This is a genomic window from Acinetobacter seifertii (assembly GCF_000368065.1).
In the GTDB taxonomy this organism is placed as follows: domain Bacteria; phylum Pseudomonadota; class Gammaproteobacteria; order Pseudomonadales; family Moraxellaceae; genus Acinetobacter; species Acinetobacter seifertii.
In genome coordinates, this window is record NZ_KB851204.1 from 1 (window position 1) to 14,321 (window position 14,321).

Annotated in this window: 14 protein-coding genes, 2 rRNA genes and 2 pseudogenes; 9 read left to right on the forward strand and 9 right to left on the reverse strand. The window is 39.1% G+C overall.

What is annotated here, in order from left to right; all coding sequences use genetic code 11:
• A 23S ribosomal RNA gene (locus F985_RS22560) occupies positions 1-1,556 on the forward strand; the annotation flags it as partial.
• Between the two features lie 178 nt (positions 1,557-1,734).
• A 5S ribosomal RNA gene (gene rrf, locus F985_RS22565) occupies positions 1,735-1,849 on the forward strand.
• A gap of 199 nt (positions 1,850-2,048) precedes the next feature.
• On the opposite strand, the gene F985_RS22570 is transcribed toward rrf, so the two are convergent.
• Positions 2,049-3,422 (reverse strand): dihydrolipoyl dehydrogenase, encoded by a 1,374-nt coding sequence (locus F985_RS22570; RefSeq protein WP_004705639.1) that lies wholly within the window; start codon positions 3,420-3,422, stop codon positions 2,049-2,051.
• A 147-nt stretch (positions 3,423-3,569) separates the two neighbouring features.
• Here F985_RS22570 and F985_RS22575 point away from each other — a divergent pair, with 147 nt between their 5' ends.
• Positions 3,570-5,054, forward strand: coding sequence for an Ig-like domain-containing protein (locus F985_RS22575; RefSeq protein WP_004705640.1), 1,485 nt, complete (start codon positions 3,570-3,572; stop codon positions 5,052-5,054).
• A 290-nt stretch (positions 5,055-5,344) separates the two neighbouring features.
• On the opposite strand, the gene F985_RS22580 is transcribed toward F985_RS22575, so the two are convergent.
• Positions 5,345-5,680 (reverse strand): protein tyrosine phosphatase family protein, encoded by a 336-nt coding sequence (locus F985_RS22580; protein WP_004705641.1) that lies wholly within the window; start codon positions 5,678-5,680, stop codon positions 5,345-5,347.
• 192 nt (positions 5,681-5,872) lie between these two features.
• Between F985_RS22580 and F985_RS22585 the strand changes: the two are divergent.
• The 5 genes and pseudogenes from F985_RS22585 to F985_RS22610 form a co-directional block, all read left to right on the forward strand.
• Positions 5,873-6,331, forward strand: a pseudogene (locus F985_RS22585) (alpha/beta hydrolase); the annotation flags it as partial.
• Between the two features lie 32 nt (positions 6,332-6,363).
• A protein-coding gene (locus tag F985_RS22595) for an IS3 family transposase (RefSeq protein WP_085945698.1) occupies positions 6,364-7,523 on the forward strand; the annotation gives its coding sequence in 2 pieces (ribosomal slippage) (positions 6,364-6,598 and positions 6,598-7,523; 1,161 coding nt in all).
• A 3-nt stretch (positions 7,524-7,526) separates the two neighbouring features.
• Positions 7,527-8,009, forward strand: a pseudogene (locus F985_RS22600) (alpha/beta hydrolase); the annotation flags it as partial.
• The gene (gene trxC / locus F985_RS22605; protein WP_002051446.1) at positions 8,010-8,447 is read left to right on the forward strand and encodes a thioredoxin TrxC; all 438 of its coding nucleotides are present in this window, start codon (positions 8,010-8,012) and stop codon (positions 8,445-8,447) included.
• A gap of 1 nt (position 8,448) precedes the next feature.
• Complete coding sequence (locus F985_RS22610) at positions 8,449-8,865, forward strand: acyl-CoA thioesterase (RefSeq protein WP_002051216.1); 417 nt, start codon at positions 8,449-8,451, stop codon at positions 8,863-8,865.
• Between the two features lie 49 nt (positions 8,866-8,914).
• On the opposite strand, the gene F985_RS22615 is transcribed toward F985_RS22610, so the two are convergent.
• The 3 genes from F985_RS22615 to F985_RS22625 all read right to left on the reverse strand — a co-directional run bounded on the left by F985_RS22615 (position 8,915) and on the right by F985_RS22625 (position 10,515).
• Positions 8,915-9,421 (reverse strand): nuclear transport factor 2 family protein, encoded by a 507-nt coding sequence (locus F985_RS22615; RefSeq protein ID WP_004705646.1) that lies wholly within the window; start codon positions 9,419-9,421, stop codon positions 8,915-8,917.
• Between the two features lie 75 nt (positions 9,422-9,496).
• The gene (locus F985_RS22620) at positions 9,497-9,991 is read right to left on the reverse strand and encodes a DUF4442 domain-containing protein (RefSeq protein ID WP_004705647.1); all 495 of its coding nucleotides are present in this window, start codon (positions 9,989-9,991) and stop codon (positions 9,497-9,499) included.
• 35 nt (positions 9,992-10,026) lie between these two features.
• The gene (locus F985_RS22625; protein WP_002051423.1) at positions 10,027-10,515 is read right to left on the reverse strand and encodes a YajQ family cyclic di-GMP-binding protein; all 489 of its coding nucleotides are present in this window, start codon (positions 10,513-10,515) and stop codon (positions 10,027-10,029) included.
• Positions 10,516-10,606: 91 nt separating this feature from the next.
• Between F985_RS22625 and F985_RS22630 the strand changes: the two genes are divergently transcribed.
• Positions 10,607-10,921, forward strand: coding sequence for a rhodanese-like domain-containing protein (locus F985_RS22630; protein WP_004705648.1), 315 nt, complete (start codon positions 10,607-10,609; stop codon positions 10,919-10,921).
• Positions 10,922-10,974: 53 nt separating this feature from the next.
• On the opposite strand, the gene mnmC is transcribed toward F985_RS22630, so the two are convergent.
• The 4 genes from mnmC to F985_RS22650 are packed head-to-tail and all read right to left on the reverse strand — an operon-like array spanning position 10,975 to position 14,305.
• Positions 10,975-12,846, reverse strand: a complete 1,872-nt coding sequence (gene mnmC, locus F985_RS22635) for a bifunctional tRNA (5-methylaminomethyl-2-thiouridine)(34)-methyltransferase MnmC2/FAD-dependent 5-carboxymethylaminomethyl-2-thiouridine(34) oxidoreductase MnmC1 (protein WP_004705650.1) — start codon at positions 12,844-12,846, stop codon at positions 10,975-10,977.
• A 23-nt stretch (positions 12,847-12,869) separates the two neighbouring features.
• Entirely contained in the window at positions 12,870-13,349 is a 480-nt protein-coding gene (locus F985_RS22640; RefSeq protein ID WP_004705652.1) for an SH3 domain-containing protein, read from the reverse strand.
• A 4-nt stretch (positions 13,350-13,353) separates the two neighbouring features.
• The gene (locus F985_RS22645; protein WP_002051453.1) at positions 13,354-13,656 is read right to left on the reverse strand and encodes a YciI family protein; all 303 of its coding nucleotides are present in this window, start codon (positions 13,654-13,656) and stop codon (positions 13,354-13,356) included.
• Between the two features lie 34 nt (positions 13,657-13,690).
• The gene (locus F985_RS22650) at positions 13,691-14,305 is read right to left on the reverse strand and encodes a septation protein IspZ (protein WP_004705653.1); all 615 of its coding nucleotides are present in this window, start codon (positions 14,303-14,305) and stop codon (positions 13,691-13,693) included.
• Between the last annotated feature and the right edge of the window lie 16 nt (positions 14,306-14,321).

Here is a 14,321-nt window from a genome sequence, read left to right on the forward strand (position 1 = left end):
CCCTAAGGCGAGGCCGAAAGGCGTAGTCGATGGGAAATTGGTTAATATTCCAATACTTCTGTGTAATGCGATGAGAGGACGGAGAAGGTTAAGTCAGCCTGGCGTTGGTTGTCCAGGTGGAAGGATGTAGGTATGTATCTTAGGCAAATCCGGGGTACTCTATACTGAGATCCGATAGCAAGCTGTACTTGTACAGTGAAGTGGCTGATACCATGCTTCCAGGAAAAGTCTCTAAGCTTCAGTTACACAGGAATCGTACCCGAAACCGACACAGGTGGTCAGGTCGAGTAGACCAAGGCGCTTGAGAGAACTCTGCTGAAGGAACTAGGCAAAATGGTACCGTAACTTCGGGAGAAGGTACGCTGTTGTTGGTGATGGAACTTGCTTCCTGAGCTGATGACAGCCGCAGAAACCAGGCCGCTGCAACTGTTTATTAAAAACATAGCACTCTGCAAACACGAAAGTGGACGTATAGGGTGTGATGCCTGCCCGGTGCTGGAAGGTTAATTGATGGGGTTAGCGTAAGCGAAGCTCTTGATCGAAGCCCCAGTAAACGGCGGCCGTAACTATAACGGTCCTAAGGTAGCGAAATTCCTTGTCGGGTAAGTTCCGACCTGCACGAATGGCATAATGATGGCGGCGCTGTCTCCAGCAGAGGCTCAGTGAAATCGAAATCGCTGTGAAGATGCAGTGTACCCGCGGCTAGACGGAAAGACCCCGTGAACCTTTACTGCAGCTTGACACTGAACTTTGACCTTACTTGTGTAGGATAGGTGGGAGGCTTTGAAGTTGGAACGCTAGTTCCAATGGAGCCGTCCTTGAAATACCACCCTGGTAATGTTGAGGTTCTAACTCTGTCCCGTTATCCGGGACGAGGACCGTGTCTGGTGGGTAGTTTGACTGGGGCGGTCTCCTCCTAAAGAGTAACGGAGGAGTACGAAGGTGCGCTCAGCGTGGTCGGAAATCACGCGTAGAGTATAAAGGCAAAAGCGCGCTTAACTGCGAGACCCACAAGTCGAGCAGGTACGAAAGTAGGTCTTAGTGATCCGGTGGTTCTGTATGGAAGGGCCATCGCTCAACGGATAAAAGGTACTCTGGGGATAACAGGCTGATACCGCCCAAGAGTTCATATCGACGGCGGTGTTTGGCACCTCGATGTCGGCTCATCTCATCCTGGGGCTGAAGCAGGTCCCAAGGGTATGGCTGTTCGCCATTTAAAGAGGTACGCGAGCTGGGTTTAGAACGTCGTGAGACAGTTCGGTCCCTATCTACCGTGGGCGCTGGAAATTTGAGAGGATCTGCTCCTAGTACGAGAGGACCAGAGTGGACGAACCTCTGGTGTACCGGTTGTGACGCCAGTCGCATCGCCGGGTAGCTATGTTCGGAAGGGATAACCGCTGAAAGCATCTAAGCGGGAAGCCTACCTCAAGATAAGATTTCCCTAGGAATTTATTCCTCTAAAGAGCCGTTCGAGACTAGGACGTTGATAGGTTGGATGTGGAAGCATAGTGATATGTGAAGCTGACCAATACTAATTGCTCGTGAGGCTTGACTATACAACACCCAAGCAGTTGTATATAAAGCATCAATCGATTCATAAATCTACAAACCAACTTGATTTAGTTACAACACTAGATAAAATGAACAAGTCAGATTCAATCAGCCCAATCTGTAAAGATTTGGAAAACGCTTCGGCAAACAATAAGACCAAAGCAAGTATCCATAAACAGTTGTGTTGGCGACCATAGCAAGAGTGAACCACCTGATCCCTTCCCGAACTCAGAAGTGAAACCTCTTAGCGCTGATGGTAGTGTGGGGTTACCCATGTGAGAGTAAGTCATCGCCAGCTCATTATTCAAACACCCCGGTCTCAATAGAGTCCGGGGTGTTGCTTATTGCGCGGAAGAAAAGCGGAAAGTTAATTACTAATCCTTTAGAGATTAAATTTAATTCAATTTATAAAGAAATTATGGACTGATCTTATTCAAATGTTTAATGATAAATGAATAAGAGCTAACTTTAAAATTAAGAAAGCTCTTCTAAAAGTATTATTTTAACTGTCTACGTGCATGTTTTAGAGCAGTGCGGAGACCTTCTTCTAAAGTAGGGTGATAGAAAGGCTTCTCTAGAATATCATTTAAAGTTAATCCTTCACCAATAATCCAGCTTAACAAATGCGCCATATGTTCTGTTGCTTCTGTAAATAATTCAGCACCAAGAAGTTTTTGGCTTTCTCTTTCTATATAAACCTCAATAGCACCTCTATTTTTTCCAAGAACTATAGCTCTTCCTTGCCGTTCATAAGAGGCTTCACCTGTAATAAAATCTATACCGTTATCTTTTAATTGTTTATAACTTTGCCCGACAATCGCCATTTCAGGATGACTAAAAACAATTCCCAATGGAGTAAGTGTCTTAACCGAATTAATCTGTGGATAATTTAGACAGTTATAAACAACTTTTTTCCCTTCATGCGCTGCTTCATGTTGTAAGGGTGTTGAAGTATAAGCATCTCCTACAATAAAAATTGGATACTTATCTAACTGTTTTGTCTTTGCATCTATGGGTAACAACTTAATATCAATAAAAGATTTATCAATATTATCTAGCTTTAGAGTATCAAGTAGGCTTGAACGACCTGTTGCAGATAACACATACTCAGCTTGAATAGTTTTTTCTTTTTCGTCAACTTTATAATTTAATATAACACCATCAGAAGTAGACTTTACTTCGGTCGGTAATGTCTCAAATAAAATCTTTAATTCTTTCCCTAGTTCTTCTTGAGCAAATTGCTGTAATTTAGAGCTAGTAAATATCCCAATTCTTTTACTTCGTGCAAATATATTTGTTTCTACACCTAAATGGTGTAAGGCTTGTGCAATCTCGAGGGCAATTACACCACTTCCAATAATGGCAATAGATTTAGGTAGCTTTTCTAATTCAAAAATTTGATCTGTAGTGATAAAACGGTCACCTAATTCTTTTTTCCAAGCTTGGTCATAATTAGGTGTAGAGCCTACTGCTAGAATAAAGCTTTTTGATTGATATTGTTTATCATTCACTTCAATAGTTTTTGAATCAATAAAACGTGCTTTACCTGAAATTTTATGTTCAGTTGGCCATTGCTCTACATCTTTAAGGGTCGCCTTCGTAAAACGGTCACGTAAGGTTCTTACATGTTCCATAACCTGATCAGTATTAATATCTACTGAAGCATTCAACCCAACTTTTTGAGCATTTTGTATGTCATACATACGATTTGCAGTAGAAATTAAGACTTTACTTGGCATGCAGCCTACACGTGCGCAAGTGGTATCCCATGGTCCTTCATTTATAATTAAAATATTGTTTGTGTATTTCACTGCTTCTTTATAAGCACTAATACCAGCTGTACCAGCACCAATGATAATGATATCGAACATTATAAATCCTAGTATTTATAAATTTTTCATTTAACAAGTTACACAAGAGAACATAATGTAATTTATGTTTACAGAGTGTGGTGAATATGATTACACTAATAATATAAATAATTAAAAAATCTTATACCTTTAGGAAAGATTGGGGAAATGAAAAGTATGTATAAAAAACAACTTACCTTGAAGTTGTCGGCTATTGCTGTATCAATTATGTTAGCAAGTTGTGGCGGGGGAGGTGGCGATGGTTATTACCAGAGTGGTTCATCAAATAGTAGTAATTCCTCATCTGGAAGTGATAATAGTGGATCGCAGCAAGTAGCAAATGCTGCAGCTTTAAAGATAGAACTAGATAAATTATCAGTTGCGGCAACGAATGATACTTTAACTGTGACCGTTAGAGCTTTAGATGCAAATAAAGGTGGCATTGCTGGCGCTAAAGTTACTTTGAACATAGATGATCCAACAAATAATGTAATTATAGAAGGAACATCGGTCCAAACTACAGATGCAGCAGGTAACGCTGTATATATTATAAAAACACCAAAAACATCAAGTTCAATAAATGATTTGGTGAAAAATGGTTTTAAATTAAAAGCATCTACAAATAATGGTAGCCTTACTCAAGAGCAAACTGTAACTGTAACGGGTAGTAATAGTACTGTTGAAGCTGATACTACGAGTATTGTATTGTTTGATGCGACAAAAACATCTCTAAACGTTAGAGGGGATCAGACAACAGTTACATTGACGGCTGTAGATGCAAATGGGGCAACTTTAGCCAACCAAGCAATTACACTTAAAGTTAAAAACTCAGTCTCAAATGGTGTCAAATTTACACCAAATGCGACTCAAACTGATGCCAATGGTCAGATAACCTATACTTTATCTTTTAGTGAAAATCAAAGAGCTTCATCATATAGTGCTGCTCAATTTGTGACAGATGATCTTGTTTTAGAAGCTAATTTTGGTCAATCAACGAAAGTTTATACTTATAAACTTGATGTTGTTAATTCTGATGTACCAACAGCCGTAGGAGCTATTTCTGTAGCATATAATCCAACAACGATGGAAGACTCGAGTGATGGAGTTTACTACTATAAGAATATCTCAGTACAAGTAACTGATGTTGACGGTAAGCCAATACCAAATCAAGATGTAACAATGGGTGTTAATGCACTTGCTTATTATAAGGGGCAATTTGCTTTTGTTGACACGTCTACTCCTGCAGATGGTAAGCCAGATGAATATTTACCAGTTTCTAGAGTTGCTTGTACGTCACCAGTTCAAGCTGTAAATGTTAACGGTGAGGTTATTAATCAATTAAAGCCGCTTAAAGAAAATTCTACAGTTCAAGTTGTATCGTATATTAATAGTGCAGGTACTGCTGCAACTAATAATAAATACACAACAGATGGAAATGGTCGTTTTGATCTTAAGATTCAATACCCTAAAATTTATGCATCTTGGTTAACTGTTCAGTTAACTGCTAAATCTACAGTTTCGGGAAGTTTGCTAAAAGGATCTACATCTTTGACTTTAGGTTATTTAACTAAAGATGTTACTGTAAGTGATCTTATTGCTCCGAATATATTAAGCCCATATGGAACAGATCTAAACTGTTCAAATGGTAATTAATATAAAAAGAAGCAGCATTTAAGCTGCTTCTTTTTTAAAGGTGTGTACCCATACTTACACCGACTGTGGGTCGAACCTGCATAGATGAGCATGCACTTAGAATGAGGCAACTTACCAGTAAGAATATAAGTTTATTCATAATAAAACTGAAAAATTTAAAATGATTTAAATACTTTAGCTGAAGACCGTTTTTATATCTGTTGAATTGATGCAGTTATATATATTCTTTTATTAAAAAAAGGCTCTATTTTTACTCGAAAATAGAGCCTTTAATAATTGTATTCAAAGAATTAATCGTCTAACAAATCCATTTGTTTGGCTAATTGATAAAGATTGTTTGAACGGTTTCCTGTACGGCAGAACATAAGTACAGGTTTTGGAAGTTCATTGTAGTGATTTGCAAAAGTACGGACATCAAGCTCAGTAATTTGACCTGCAACTACAGGTTGGTAAACGTAATCTAGACCTGCTTGACGTGCTGCTTCTTCAATTTGAGCACTTGTTGGTTGCTCTGGACCGCCTTCCATGTCAGGACGGTTATTTATAATAGATTTAAATCCTTTTTCTACAACTTGTTCCACATGTTCTGGACCAATTTGACCTGCGAAACCAACATTATCTGACATTTCGTCACTCCAAAATTTAATAAAACCTCTTATGCTGTATCATAGCATTAAGCTTAACCTGAGATACAAGACACTAAAACGTTGTTCCTACATAGATAAAAATTATGTAAAAGAACAGCTATAGATTTTTAAAAGGCGATCAGGATGTTTTTTGTAAATTCATTACTTCGACCATAATGCCACGGAGCACATATGCACGCTTATACGGTTGAGCCTTTATATGTTCCATGTGATCATGAAATGATCGCAGCTGACTTTTATATTCCAAAAACAAATAATAAATCTGCGGTAATTATCATGGCACATGGTTTTGCCGGATTACGTCAATTCAAGCTTATCCAATATGCCCAGCGTTTTGCTCAGGCAGGCTATGCCGTTATTTTATTTGATTATCGATACTGGGGAGGGAGTACAGGTAAGCCACGAGAGATGATTTCTATCAATTCTCAACTTGAAGACTGGAAGACCATTATTCAATACGCGTCTACCTGTAAATTAATAGATAATCGAAGAATTGTTTTGTGGGGCACATCTTTAAGTGGAGGATATGCTTTAAGTCTAGCTTCTGAACTGAAAAATATTCAGGCCATTATGGTACAAATTCCATATGTTGATCCTAGCCAAAATAATGGACAGTACTTCCCTCTAAAGATAACGTAACGTTAACTTTGGAGATCCAAGAAATGGCCAAACGTTTTAGTGCTGAATTTAAACAGCAAGCAATTGATTATGCACTTTCAAACTCACACGAGCCTATAGCTGCAATCGCCCAGAAATTAGGTGTGGGTTATTCAACTTTAGACAAATGGATTCGTGAAACCAATCCAGTGGGTTCAAGCAAACGTCAACTTTCACCAGAACAACAGCGGATCTTGGAATTAGAGAAAGAAGTCAAACAGCTCAAGGAAGCCAATGACATCTTAAAAAAAGCGCATGTGTACTTTCTAACAGATCATGCCAAGAAAAGTACACGGTAATTCAAGATCTAGATATGAATGAAGTCACGGTATCTTCTGCCTGTAAATACCTAGGTGTCAGCACTTCAGGCTATTATGCCTGGCGAAAACGTCAGGCCAATACGGTAGAGAAATATAATGATTTAAAAGCCGTATATTGGCAGCATCATGCACGATTGGGTGCACCTTCATTGGTACATGACATGCATGATTTAGGTTACAGCATGAGTGAACGCACTGTTGGAAGAATGCTGAAAAATCTGGGTTTACGCAGCAGGATTGCGCGTAAATACAAGCATACGACTGATTCAAACCATCGTTTGCCTACAGCACCCAATCTGTTAGAGCGTCAATTTACAGTCATTCAGCCTAACAAGGTTTGGACAACGGATATTACCTATATCCGTACCAAGCAAGGTTGGCTGTATTTATGTGTGATGCTGGATCTATTTAGTCGTCGTATCGTGGGGTGGCAAACCAGCCATCGAATAGACCGCCAGTTGGTGTGTGATACGTTTAACTATGCAATGGCTCGTCAGGGTTATCCAACTGGTGTTATGGTTCATTCGGACCAAGGTTCACAGTACTGTAGTCGTGATTTTAGAGCGCTGTTACTGACAAATGATTGTACTCAGAGTATGTCTAGACGTGGAAACTGTTGGGATAATGCAGTGACTGAAAGCTTCTTTCATACATTGAAAGGTCATGTGGTCCATGGCAGTGTGTTTGCCACTCGAAAAGAAGCGAATGCTGTCTTGTTTGACTATATTGAGATTTATTACAATCGGGTCAGAAGACATTCTGCAAATGGCTGGTTAAGCCCTGAAGCCTTTGAGAAGAAATATTTTAAGAATTTAGAGGGATTTGTTGTCCACGATACTGTCTAGGATCATGTAGATGGTGCAGAAACTGCAAAACTATATCCCTTACAGCGTTACCCCCAAGCTTTGAAGCTATCGAGCCAAGATTATATGGGTTCAAAAATGGGCCTTAATCCAAAGAGATTACCTGTTGTTGATCAACTTAAATTATGTTTTATGCCAACAGCAGATAGTTACTATGGGTATTTGTCGATTGTAAATCCTGATTATTATTGGAGTGGGGAAGTCCCAGCGCGTGTATTTTTTAATTTGATGCGTTACCGTCCAATTCAACTCGTACGTCAGATTAATATTCCCGTTTTATTTATTGCTGCTCAGCATGATTCTTTGATCCCGATTGAGTCGAGTCGTGAAGCTGCGACTAATATTGCACCTTTTGTGAGTTATCATGAATGGGACATGAAACATTTTGATATTTATCATGGCTCATGGTTTGAAAAAGCAGTGACGACCCAATTAGAATTTTTACATCAGCATATAGGAGTGATGTAAATGATTATTGTATGTGCATCGTGTGGTGCAAAAAATAGAGTGCCAGAGGAAAAACTTAGCGCGCAACCGAGTTGTGGCCAATGCCATCAGCCATTACTTCCGCTTGCACCGATTGAGTTAAATGAACAAAACTTTAGCAACTATATCACGAATAGTGATCTGCCTATTTTGATAGATTTATGGGCAGAATGGTGTGGACCTTGTAAAATGATGGCACCACATTTTGCACAAGTTGCAAAACAGAATCCACGTGTCATTTTTGCCAAGATTAATACCGAAGAGTCTCCTCGCTTAAGCCAAGCATTTAATGTGAGAAGTATTCCTACCCTTGTATTAATGAATAAAACCACAGAAGTTGCTCGAATGAGCGGCGCATTACGCGCGCCTGAATTGCAACAGTGGCTGGATCAACAACTTCAAACGAATTTCGGGAGCTAAGGTGTCAGAAGCTTATACCAAACCAGAAGGAATTTTATCCTTACAAACGATTGCCATGCCAGCAGATACAAACTGGAGTGGTGATGTGTTTGGTGGGTGGATCGTGTCACAAATGGACTTGGCTGGAGCAATTCACGCGGAGCGTTTTAGTCGTGGACGTTGTGCTACGATTTCCATTAATCAGATGACCTTTTTGGTTCCGGTAAAAGTAGGCTTTGTGATTAGCTGCTATACCAAAATCTTAAAAGTGGGTAATACCTCTATTCAAATGCAAATTGAAGTTTGGGATAGTCATGATGATTCTCGTGCTCCAATTCGTATTACCGAAGGGGTCTTCACTTTTGTCGCTGTTGATGTAAAAGGTAACAAGCGCCAAATTCCAGAAGAGGCGAAACAAAAGTTTTTAGAAACTCAATAAAACGTATTATAAAGCCTGAATATCAGTATTCAGGCTTTAATTTTTGTCACTAAAACATTGTATTAGAGTTTTTACTTTGCTCTGGAATGTTTTGTATCACATCCCAATGCTCTACGATTTTTCCATTTTCTACCCGGAAAATATCAACAATTGCTCTGCCTCGATCTTTTTCGTTTTCAGTAGAATGGACATGTAAAACAACCAAGTTGCCTTCTGCGATTGCACGCTTAATTTCATTTTTTGCTTGTGGATTTTTCTGGAATTTCTCAGTAAAGAAATTAACGAATGGTGCTTTCCCATCAGGAACATTAGGGTTATGTTGTATATATTCATGACCAATATAACGGTCGGCATATTCTTTAACTTGATGTTTTAAAAAGACACCTTCATAGAAATCGGTTACGATTTTTTTATTCTGGGCGCTTATTTTATCTGCTGCTTCAGTTTTAGTTTGAATAATTTTACTGGTTTTGTTTGTAGGTTCGGCAGCTTGAGTAGCCACTGCTGTAAATATAAAACTGGTAAATAACGAGGATAGAATCAGTGTTCTTTTCATTGTGACCTCAAGATATAAATTTGTAGTTTTATATCTTGAGGTAAATAACAATCTAAAAATATTTTAAATTAGTTATCATTTCTTACGTTTAGGTAACCATGCCCAGAGCATTTGGCATTGGATTGGTTCATTACCTGCATCATCAATAACTCTAACAGGAATGACAAGTTCGCCTTTTTCATGATCAGCAATGTATTTTTGCTGTTCGATAGAGAGCGTAGCTGTTGCTGTTAAACCACCTTCAACCACTTTTAAATAATCAACATGTAATGATTTGATTAATAAAATACGGTTATCAGGAATATGTAAACCCGTTAAAAAACCTGTTGCAGTCTCTGCTAAAAGTGCCATTGCAGCAGCATGAACACCTTTAATATGGTTCTGCATGTTTTTCTGGTTTTCTAAGCGAACAGTCACATGGTTTACATCTACTTCTAGATAGCGAATATTGGCTGTACCCACCATTGGCACAATACGGCCAAATGCCTTGCTCCAAAGCGTACTTCGAACACCTTTAGGAAATTTTGAAGTTGCTTTTACCAGCTTTAATAGTCGATTGGATTGAGACATGGGATTACCTTAACTTTGAATGTCACTAAAAGATATTAATCTTTAAAGTTATTAAACTGTAATGGCACACCAAATTGTTGTTCACGTAAAAAAGTCATGACTTGTTGTAAAGTGTCACGTTTTTTATCGGTTACACGGATTTTGTCGCCTTGAATAGAAGATTGCACTTTAACGCCGCTTTCTTTAATGGCTTTATTAATTTTTTTTGCTGTATCAGAGTCAAGGCCATCTTTAAGTTTAATGACTTGTACAAAATTTTTACCTGAAGCGGCAGCTTTTTGCGGATCTAATGCTTGCACATCAATTTTACGTTTATAAAAATGGTTTTCTAACATGTTATAAACTTGTTCACACTGGAAATCGCTTTCAGTGCTGATTTTAATCTCTTTATTTTTTTCGTTTAGTTCGATAGAAACATCGTGACCACGGAAGTCAAAGCGTGTTGCAATCTCTTTTTGTGTGTTTTGAACCGCATGATTAACTTCAAATAACTCTAATTCAGAAACAATATCGAAAGAAGGCATGGTTTAGACCTTTACAAAGTGAAAGAATATTTGAGATGCTAAGAGGGTTTTCTTCATTTGCCAAGTGTTGTTTACATCAAAGGAGTGCACAATGATCCGTAAACAAGAAATTACAACATTTGAGTTCCCAGAAAATGCTGTTATCTGGGATGTCCGTGATTCAAGTGCTTATGCAGAAGGGCATGTTAAAGGTGCGATAAGTCGCCCGATTAATGATTTAAATGCTGATATTTTGGGCCAAGTCGCTGCGGATCAGCCGATTTATATTTTATGTGGTGGTGGTAGCAAAGCTCCTCGTGCAGCTGAGAAACTAGAAGACTTAGATGCCTCGCGTGAATATGTCGTGCTGATGGGGGGGACGCGTGCAGCTCGTGATGCAGGTTTACCTCTAGAGCAGGGCGCATAAAAAAAAGCACCTTCGGGTGCTTTTTTTATTGGAACCAAATTTTCTCAAGCGCACTATTGAGATTTAAAATAAGGTTTCTTTGGTTTAACTTTCTTTTGAAAGCGTCGAGTACTTAATTTCTGTAATAGACTTTCCGGGACAGGACAAGTCTCTTCTAAAATTTCCGCTACAAGTACTTCACTGCAAAGCGGTGCAAATAGAAAACCTTTTGATCCTAAGCCTGCAAAAGTTGAAATACGACTTTCACTCTGCATTTTACCTATCACTGGGAAATAATCTGGGCTTTGGGCTCGAACCGCTGCTCGACCTTGCCATTGTTCTACAGGTGGCAATTGTTTTGCATAAGTAGGGAAGATGCTGTGGATTAATTCAAAGTTATGCACATGATCATCGCTAAGTACATCTTGATCTTCTCGGTTCGGATAGAAAGATGCCCCTAAAATGAGTTGAGAAGAGTCAAGCTGCATGCAGTAGCCACCATAGCTATACGCTTGATGCAAAGGTAGAGGTGCAAAAGAGTTATTGACCCAGCTCACTTGTCCACGTATTGGCTTTAAAGGGGGATAGTTCTCAAATAAAGCGGCACTTTCTCGGGCACAGCACACCACAACATGATCTGCCTCTGCAATAACATCATTATTAGTCTTTAATTGAACTGTATTGTCAAAAGATGTGAGTGCCGTGATATTAGCAATTTTTAATTCAATACCTGAATGCTGCAAAATTTCATCACGTAACTGGTGTGGAGAAACTGCTCCAGCCTCATTTAATACAATATGGGGATAGTCCGATTCAAGTGAGCTTGTTTGATGCGTAACAATATCAGCAGGATATTGATCGGCAAGATCGAGAAGATCTTGGGCATTTTTTAATGCCATTTGCTGTATTTGAATTGGGCGAAATGCTTGAAATTTTTTATAGAAATTCAGCGCATGTTGCCAGCTTAAAGTCATTAGATGCTCATGACTTTGTTCAATTGGGCAGAGCTTTGGGTTGAGCAATGCTAGAGGGTTGCCAGAAGCTCCTGATAAAGGTGATGTACGCTCGAATAGGGTAACTTGGTGCCCACGCTCAGCAAAAGCCCATGCTGTGCTTAAACCAGCAATTCCTGCGCCAATAACGGCAATATGCTGCTGTTTAAAATTGAAAGTATGGTTATCTGGTTCTAGTGCAGTGTCTTCACTTAACGGTTCTTTCCACACTGCTTTAAGCATTTCACGTTTATGCCCGAAGCCGCGAGGACGTGAAATATCAATGTCATGGGCTTTTAGTCCACGTTTGAGAACACCCGCTACACTAAATGAGGCAAAGGTAGTGCCGTAGTCAGAAAGACGAACAATATTGTTTAAAACGTTTTGTTCCCACATGTCTGGATTACACGAAGGTGCAAAACCATCTAGGAACCAAGCATTCACTGCTTTCGTTTTTACCATACTTGGAAAAATATCTTGCGCATCTCCTAACCATAGGTCGATGCTAAAACGTTCCTCGGGAAAACTTAAACGATGGCAGCCAGCCAGAGGTAACGGATATTGTTCAATAAGTTGTTTAGCGAGCGGTTTAAGTTCATCCCATACATTGAGAGCACGAATGAGGTCTGTTTTACTTAATGGAAATTTTTCTACACTAATTGCATGTAAATGGCTGTGATTATTAGGACGGACCTGTTGCCAAAGCTGCCAGAGTGCAAGAATATTTAAACCAGTACCAAACCCGGTTTCTCCTACACTAAAATATTCAAAGTCTTGTAAATTGGCTAATCGTTCTGATAGGTCATTGCCATTTAAAAATACATGTCTTGTTTCAAGTAGACCATTATCTTTAGAAAAATAGACATCACCAAATTGTTTGGAAATGGGCACCTCAATATCATCAATAGATACCCAATCCAGCTCAGCAGTTTGTATACGATTTGATTTGTTCATTCGGTTTAATAAGTCGCTCAGGTTTACCACTGACGACGACGTTTTGTATGAATATAACTAGCGATAAAGAAACCAAGGAGTACGCCACCCGCTAGAGTTACCGCACCATATAAAAACATTTGTGCGCTACGTTCGCTCTGTAAAACTTGTACCTGAACAGACAAGTTATCGTTCTTTAGCTGTAACTCTTGGTTTTGTGCAAGTGCTTCAAGGTTTGCATGTTCTAGCTGTTTAAGGCGAGATGCTTGATCTTGAACTAAAGCTTTGATTTTTGCATCTTGCTGCTGCTTATTCTTTGCGATTTGTTCTGCTGTAAGCGGCTGTGTTGTAGCTGCCGTCGTGGTAGCCGCAGGTTTAGCTACAGTTACAGAAGTAGGTGCTGGTTTGGCAGCCTGAGTTGAAGGTGCAGTTGTTGGTGTTGCTGGTGTCGCAGCAGGTTCAACTGCGCCAGCAGTTGAACATATCAAACACAAGCCAAGAAAGCTTTTGGTTGCAAGCTGCATGCGTTTACCCTTTTGGAAATGCTTTATTAAACGGTTTGACATCAATATGGCTATAGATACCTTCTTTCAGGAATGGTTCTTCTTTTAACCATTCATCTAAAGCTTCACGGCTATCAAACTCTACGATCATAGTACTACCATAAAAACCAGCCTGAGGGTCATTCGGATCTTTAGGCATAGCTCCAGCGGCAACAAGACGACCTTCATCATCAAGCTTTTGTAAACGTTCGATGTGTTGAGGGCGAACTGCTAAACGTTTCTCTAGAGTTCCTTCGTTATCGGTACAGCTTAGAACAAAAAAAGGCATGTCATCGTATCTCTATAATCAAACCGAAATAACATTAAGCTTCTGGTGACTTAAAATGTTTACGTAAAATAATGAACTGAATAATGATAAATGAAAACATGACGATCATGTCACCAAATGCGGTAAATTCGCCCCAATATTTTCCGCCGTGAAATAAAAACGCGAAGAAAATATGTAAACCAGACATGACCACAAACATTGCAGCCCAAGCAAAATTTAAGTTTTTCCAAGCTTTTTCGCTTAGGTCTAAAATCGGGTCAAATAATCGTTTAATAAGCGGCTTACGTTCTTTACCAAACCAAGGTGAAACCAAGAAAGCACCAGCAAATACCAAGTTCAAAATTGCAGCTTTTAAACGAATATAAAAATCATCGCTTAACATGAGCGTAATACCACCAAAAATAACGGTCATAAACAATACAAACCATTGTTGTTTATCTAGACGGAATTTTTGGAAAATAAATAAGGCGCCATATACCACAAGCATTGAAATAATTAGGCCTGTTGTTGCGACAAGAATATTATTGTTATTTACACCGCCAGCGGAACCGATCAGTTTAAGCAACGGGTGATGAGCATTTGCAGGATCAACAGTTTTATATAAATAGAAGAAAATAATTAATGGAACAAAGTCCAGAAGTGCTTTCATGTTAGAGTATCTGATC

Excerpts from the sequence above, each read along its gene's own strand:
- F985_RS22570 (WP_004705639.1), bottom strand. The coding sequence starts at position 3,422 with ATGTTCGATATCATTATCATTGGTGCTGGTACAGCTGGTATTAGTGCT.
- F985_RS22575 (WP_004705640.1), top strand. The coding sequence starts at position 3,570 with ATGAAAAGTATGTATAAAAAACAACTTACCTTGAAGTTGTCGGCTATT.
- F985_RS22580 (WP_004705641.1), bottom strand. The coding sequence starts at position 5,680 with ATGTCAGATAATGTTGGTTTCGCAGGTCAAATTGGTCCAGAACATGTG.
- trxC (WP_002051446.1), top strand. The coding sequence starts at position 8,010 with ATGATTATTGTATGTGCATCGTGTGGTGCAAAAAATAGAGTGCCAGAG.
- F985_RS22615 (WP_004705646.1), bottom strand. The coding sequence starts at position 9,421 with ATGAAAAGAACACTGATTCTATCCTCGTTATTTACCAGTTTTATATTT.
- F985_RS22620 (WP_004705647.1), bottom strand. The coding sequence starts at position 9,991 with ATGTCTCAATCCAATCGACTATTAAAGCTGGTAAAAGCAACTTCAAAA.
- F985_RS22625 (WP_002051423.1), bottom strand. The coding sequence starts at position 10,515 with ATGCCTTCTTTCGATATTGTTTCTGAATTAGAGTTATTTGAAGTTAAT.
- F985_RS22630 (WP_004705648.1), top strand. The coding sequence starts at position 10,607 with ATGATCCGTAAACAAGAAATTACAACATTTGAGTTCCCAGAAAATGCT.
- mnmC (WP_004705650.1), bottom strand. The coding sequence starts at position 12,846 with ATGAACAAATCAAATCGTATACAAACTGCTGAGCTGGATTGGGTATCT.
- F985_RS22640 (WP_004705652.1), bottom strand. The coding sequence starts at position 13,349 with ATGCAGCTTGCAACCAAAAGCTTTCTTGGCTTGTGTTTGATATGTTCA.
- F985_RS22645 (WP_002051453.1), bottom strand. The coding sequence starts at position 13,656 with ATGCCTTTTTTTGTTCTAAGCTGTACCGATAACGAAGGAACTCTAGAG.
- F985_RS22650 (WP_004705653.1), bottom strand. The coding sequence starts at position 14,305 with ATGAAAGCACTTCTGGACTTTGTTCCATTAATTATTTTCTTCTATTTA.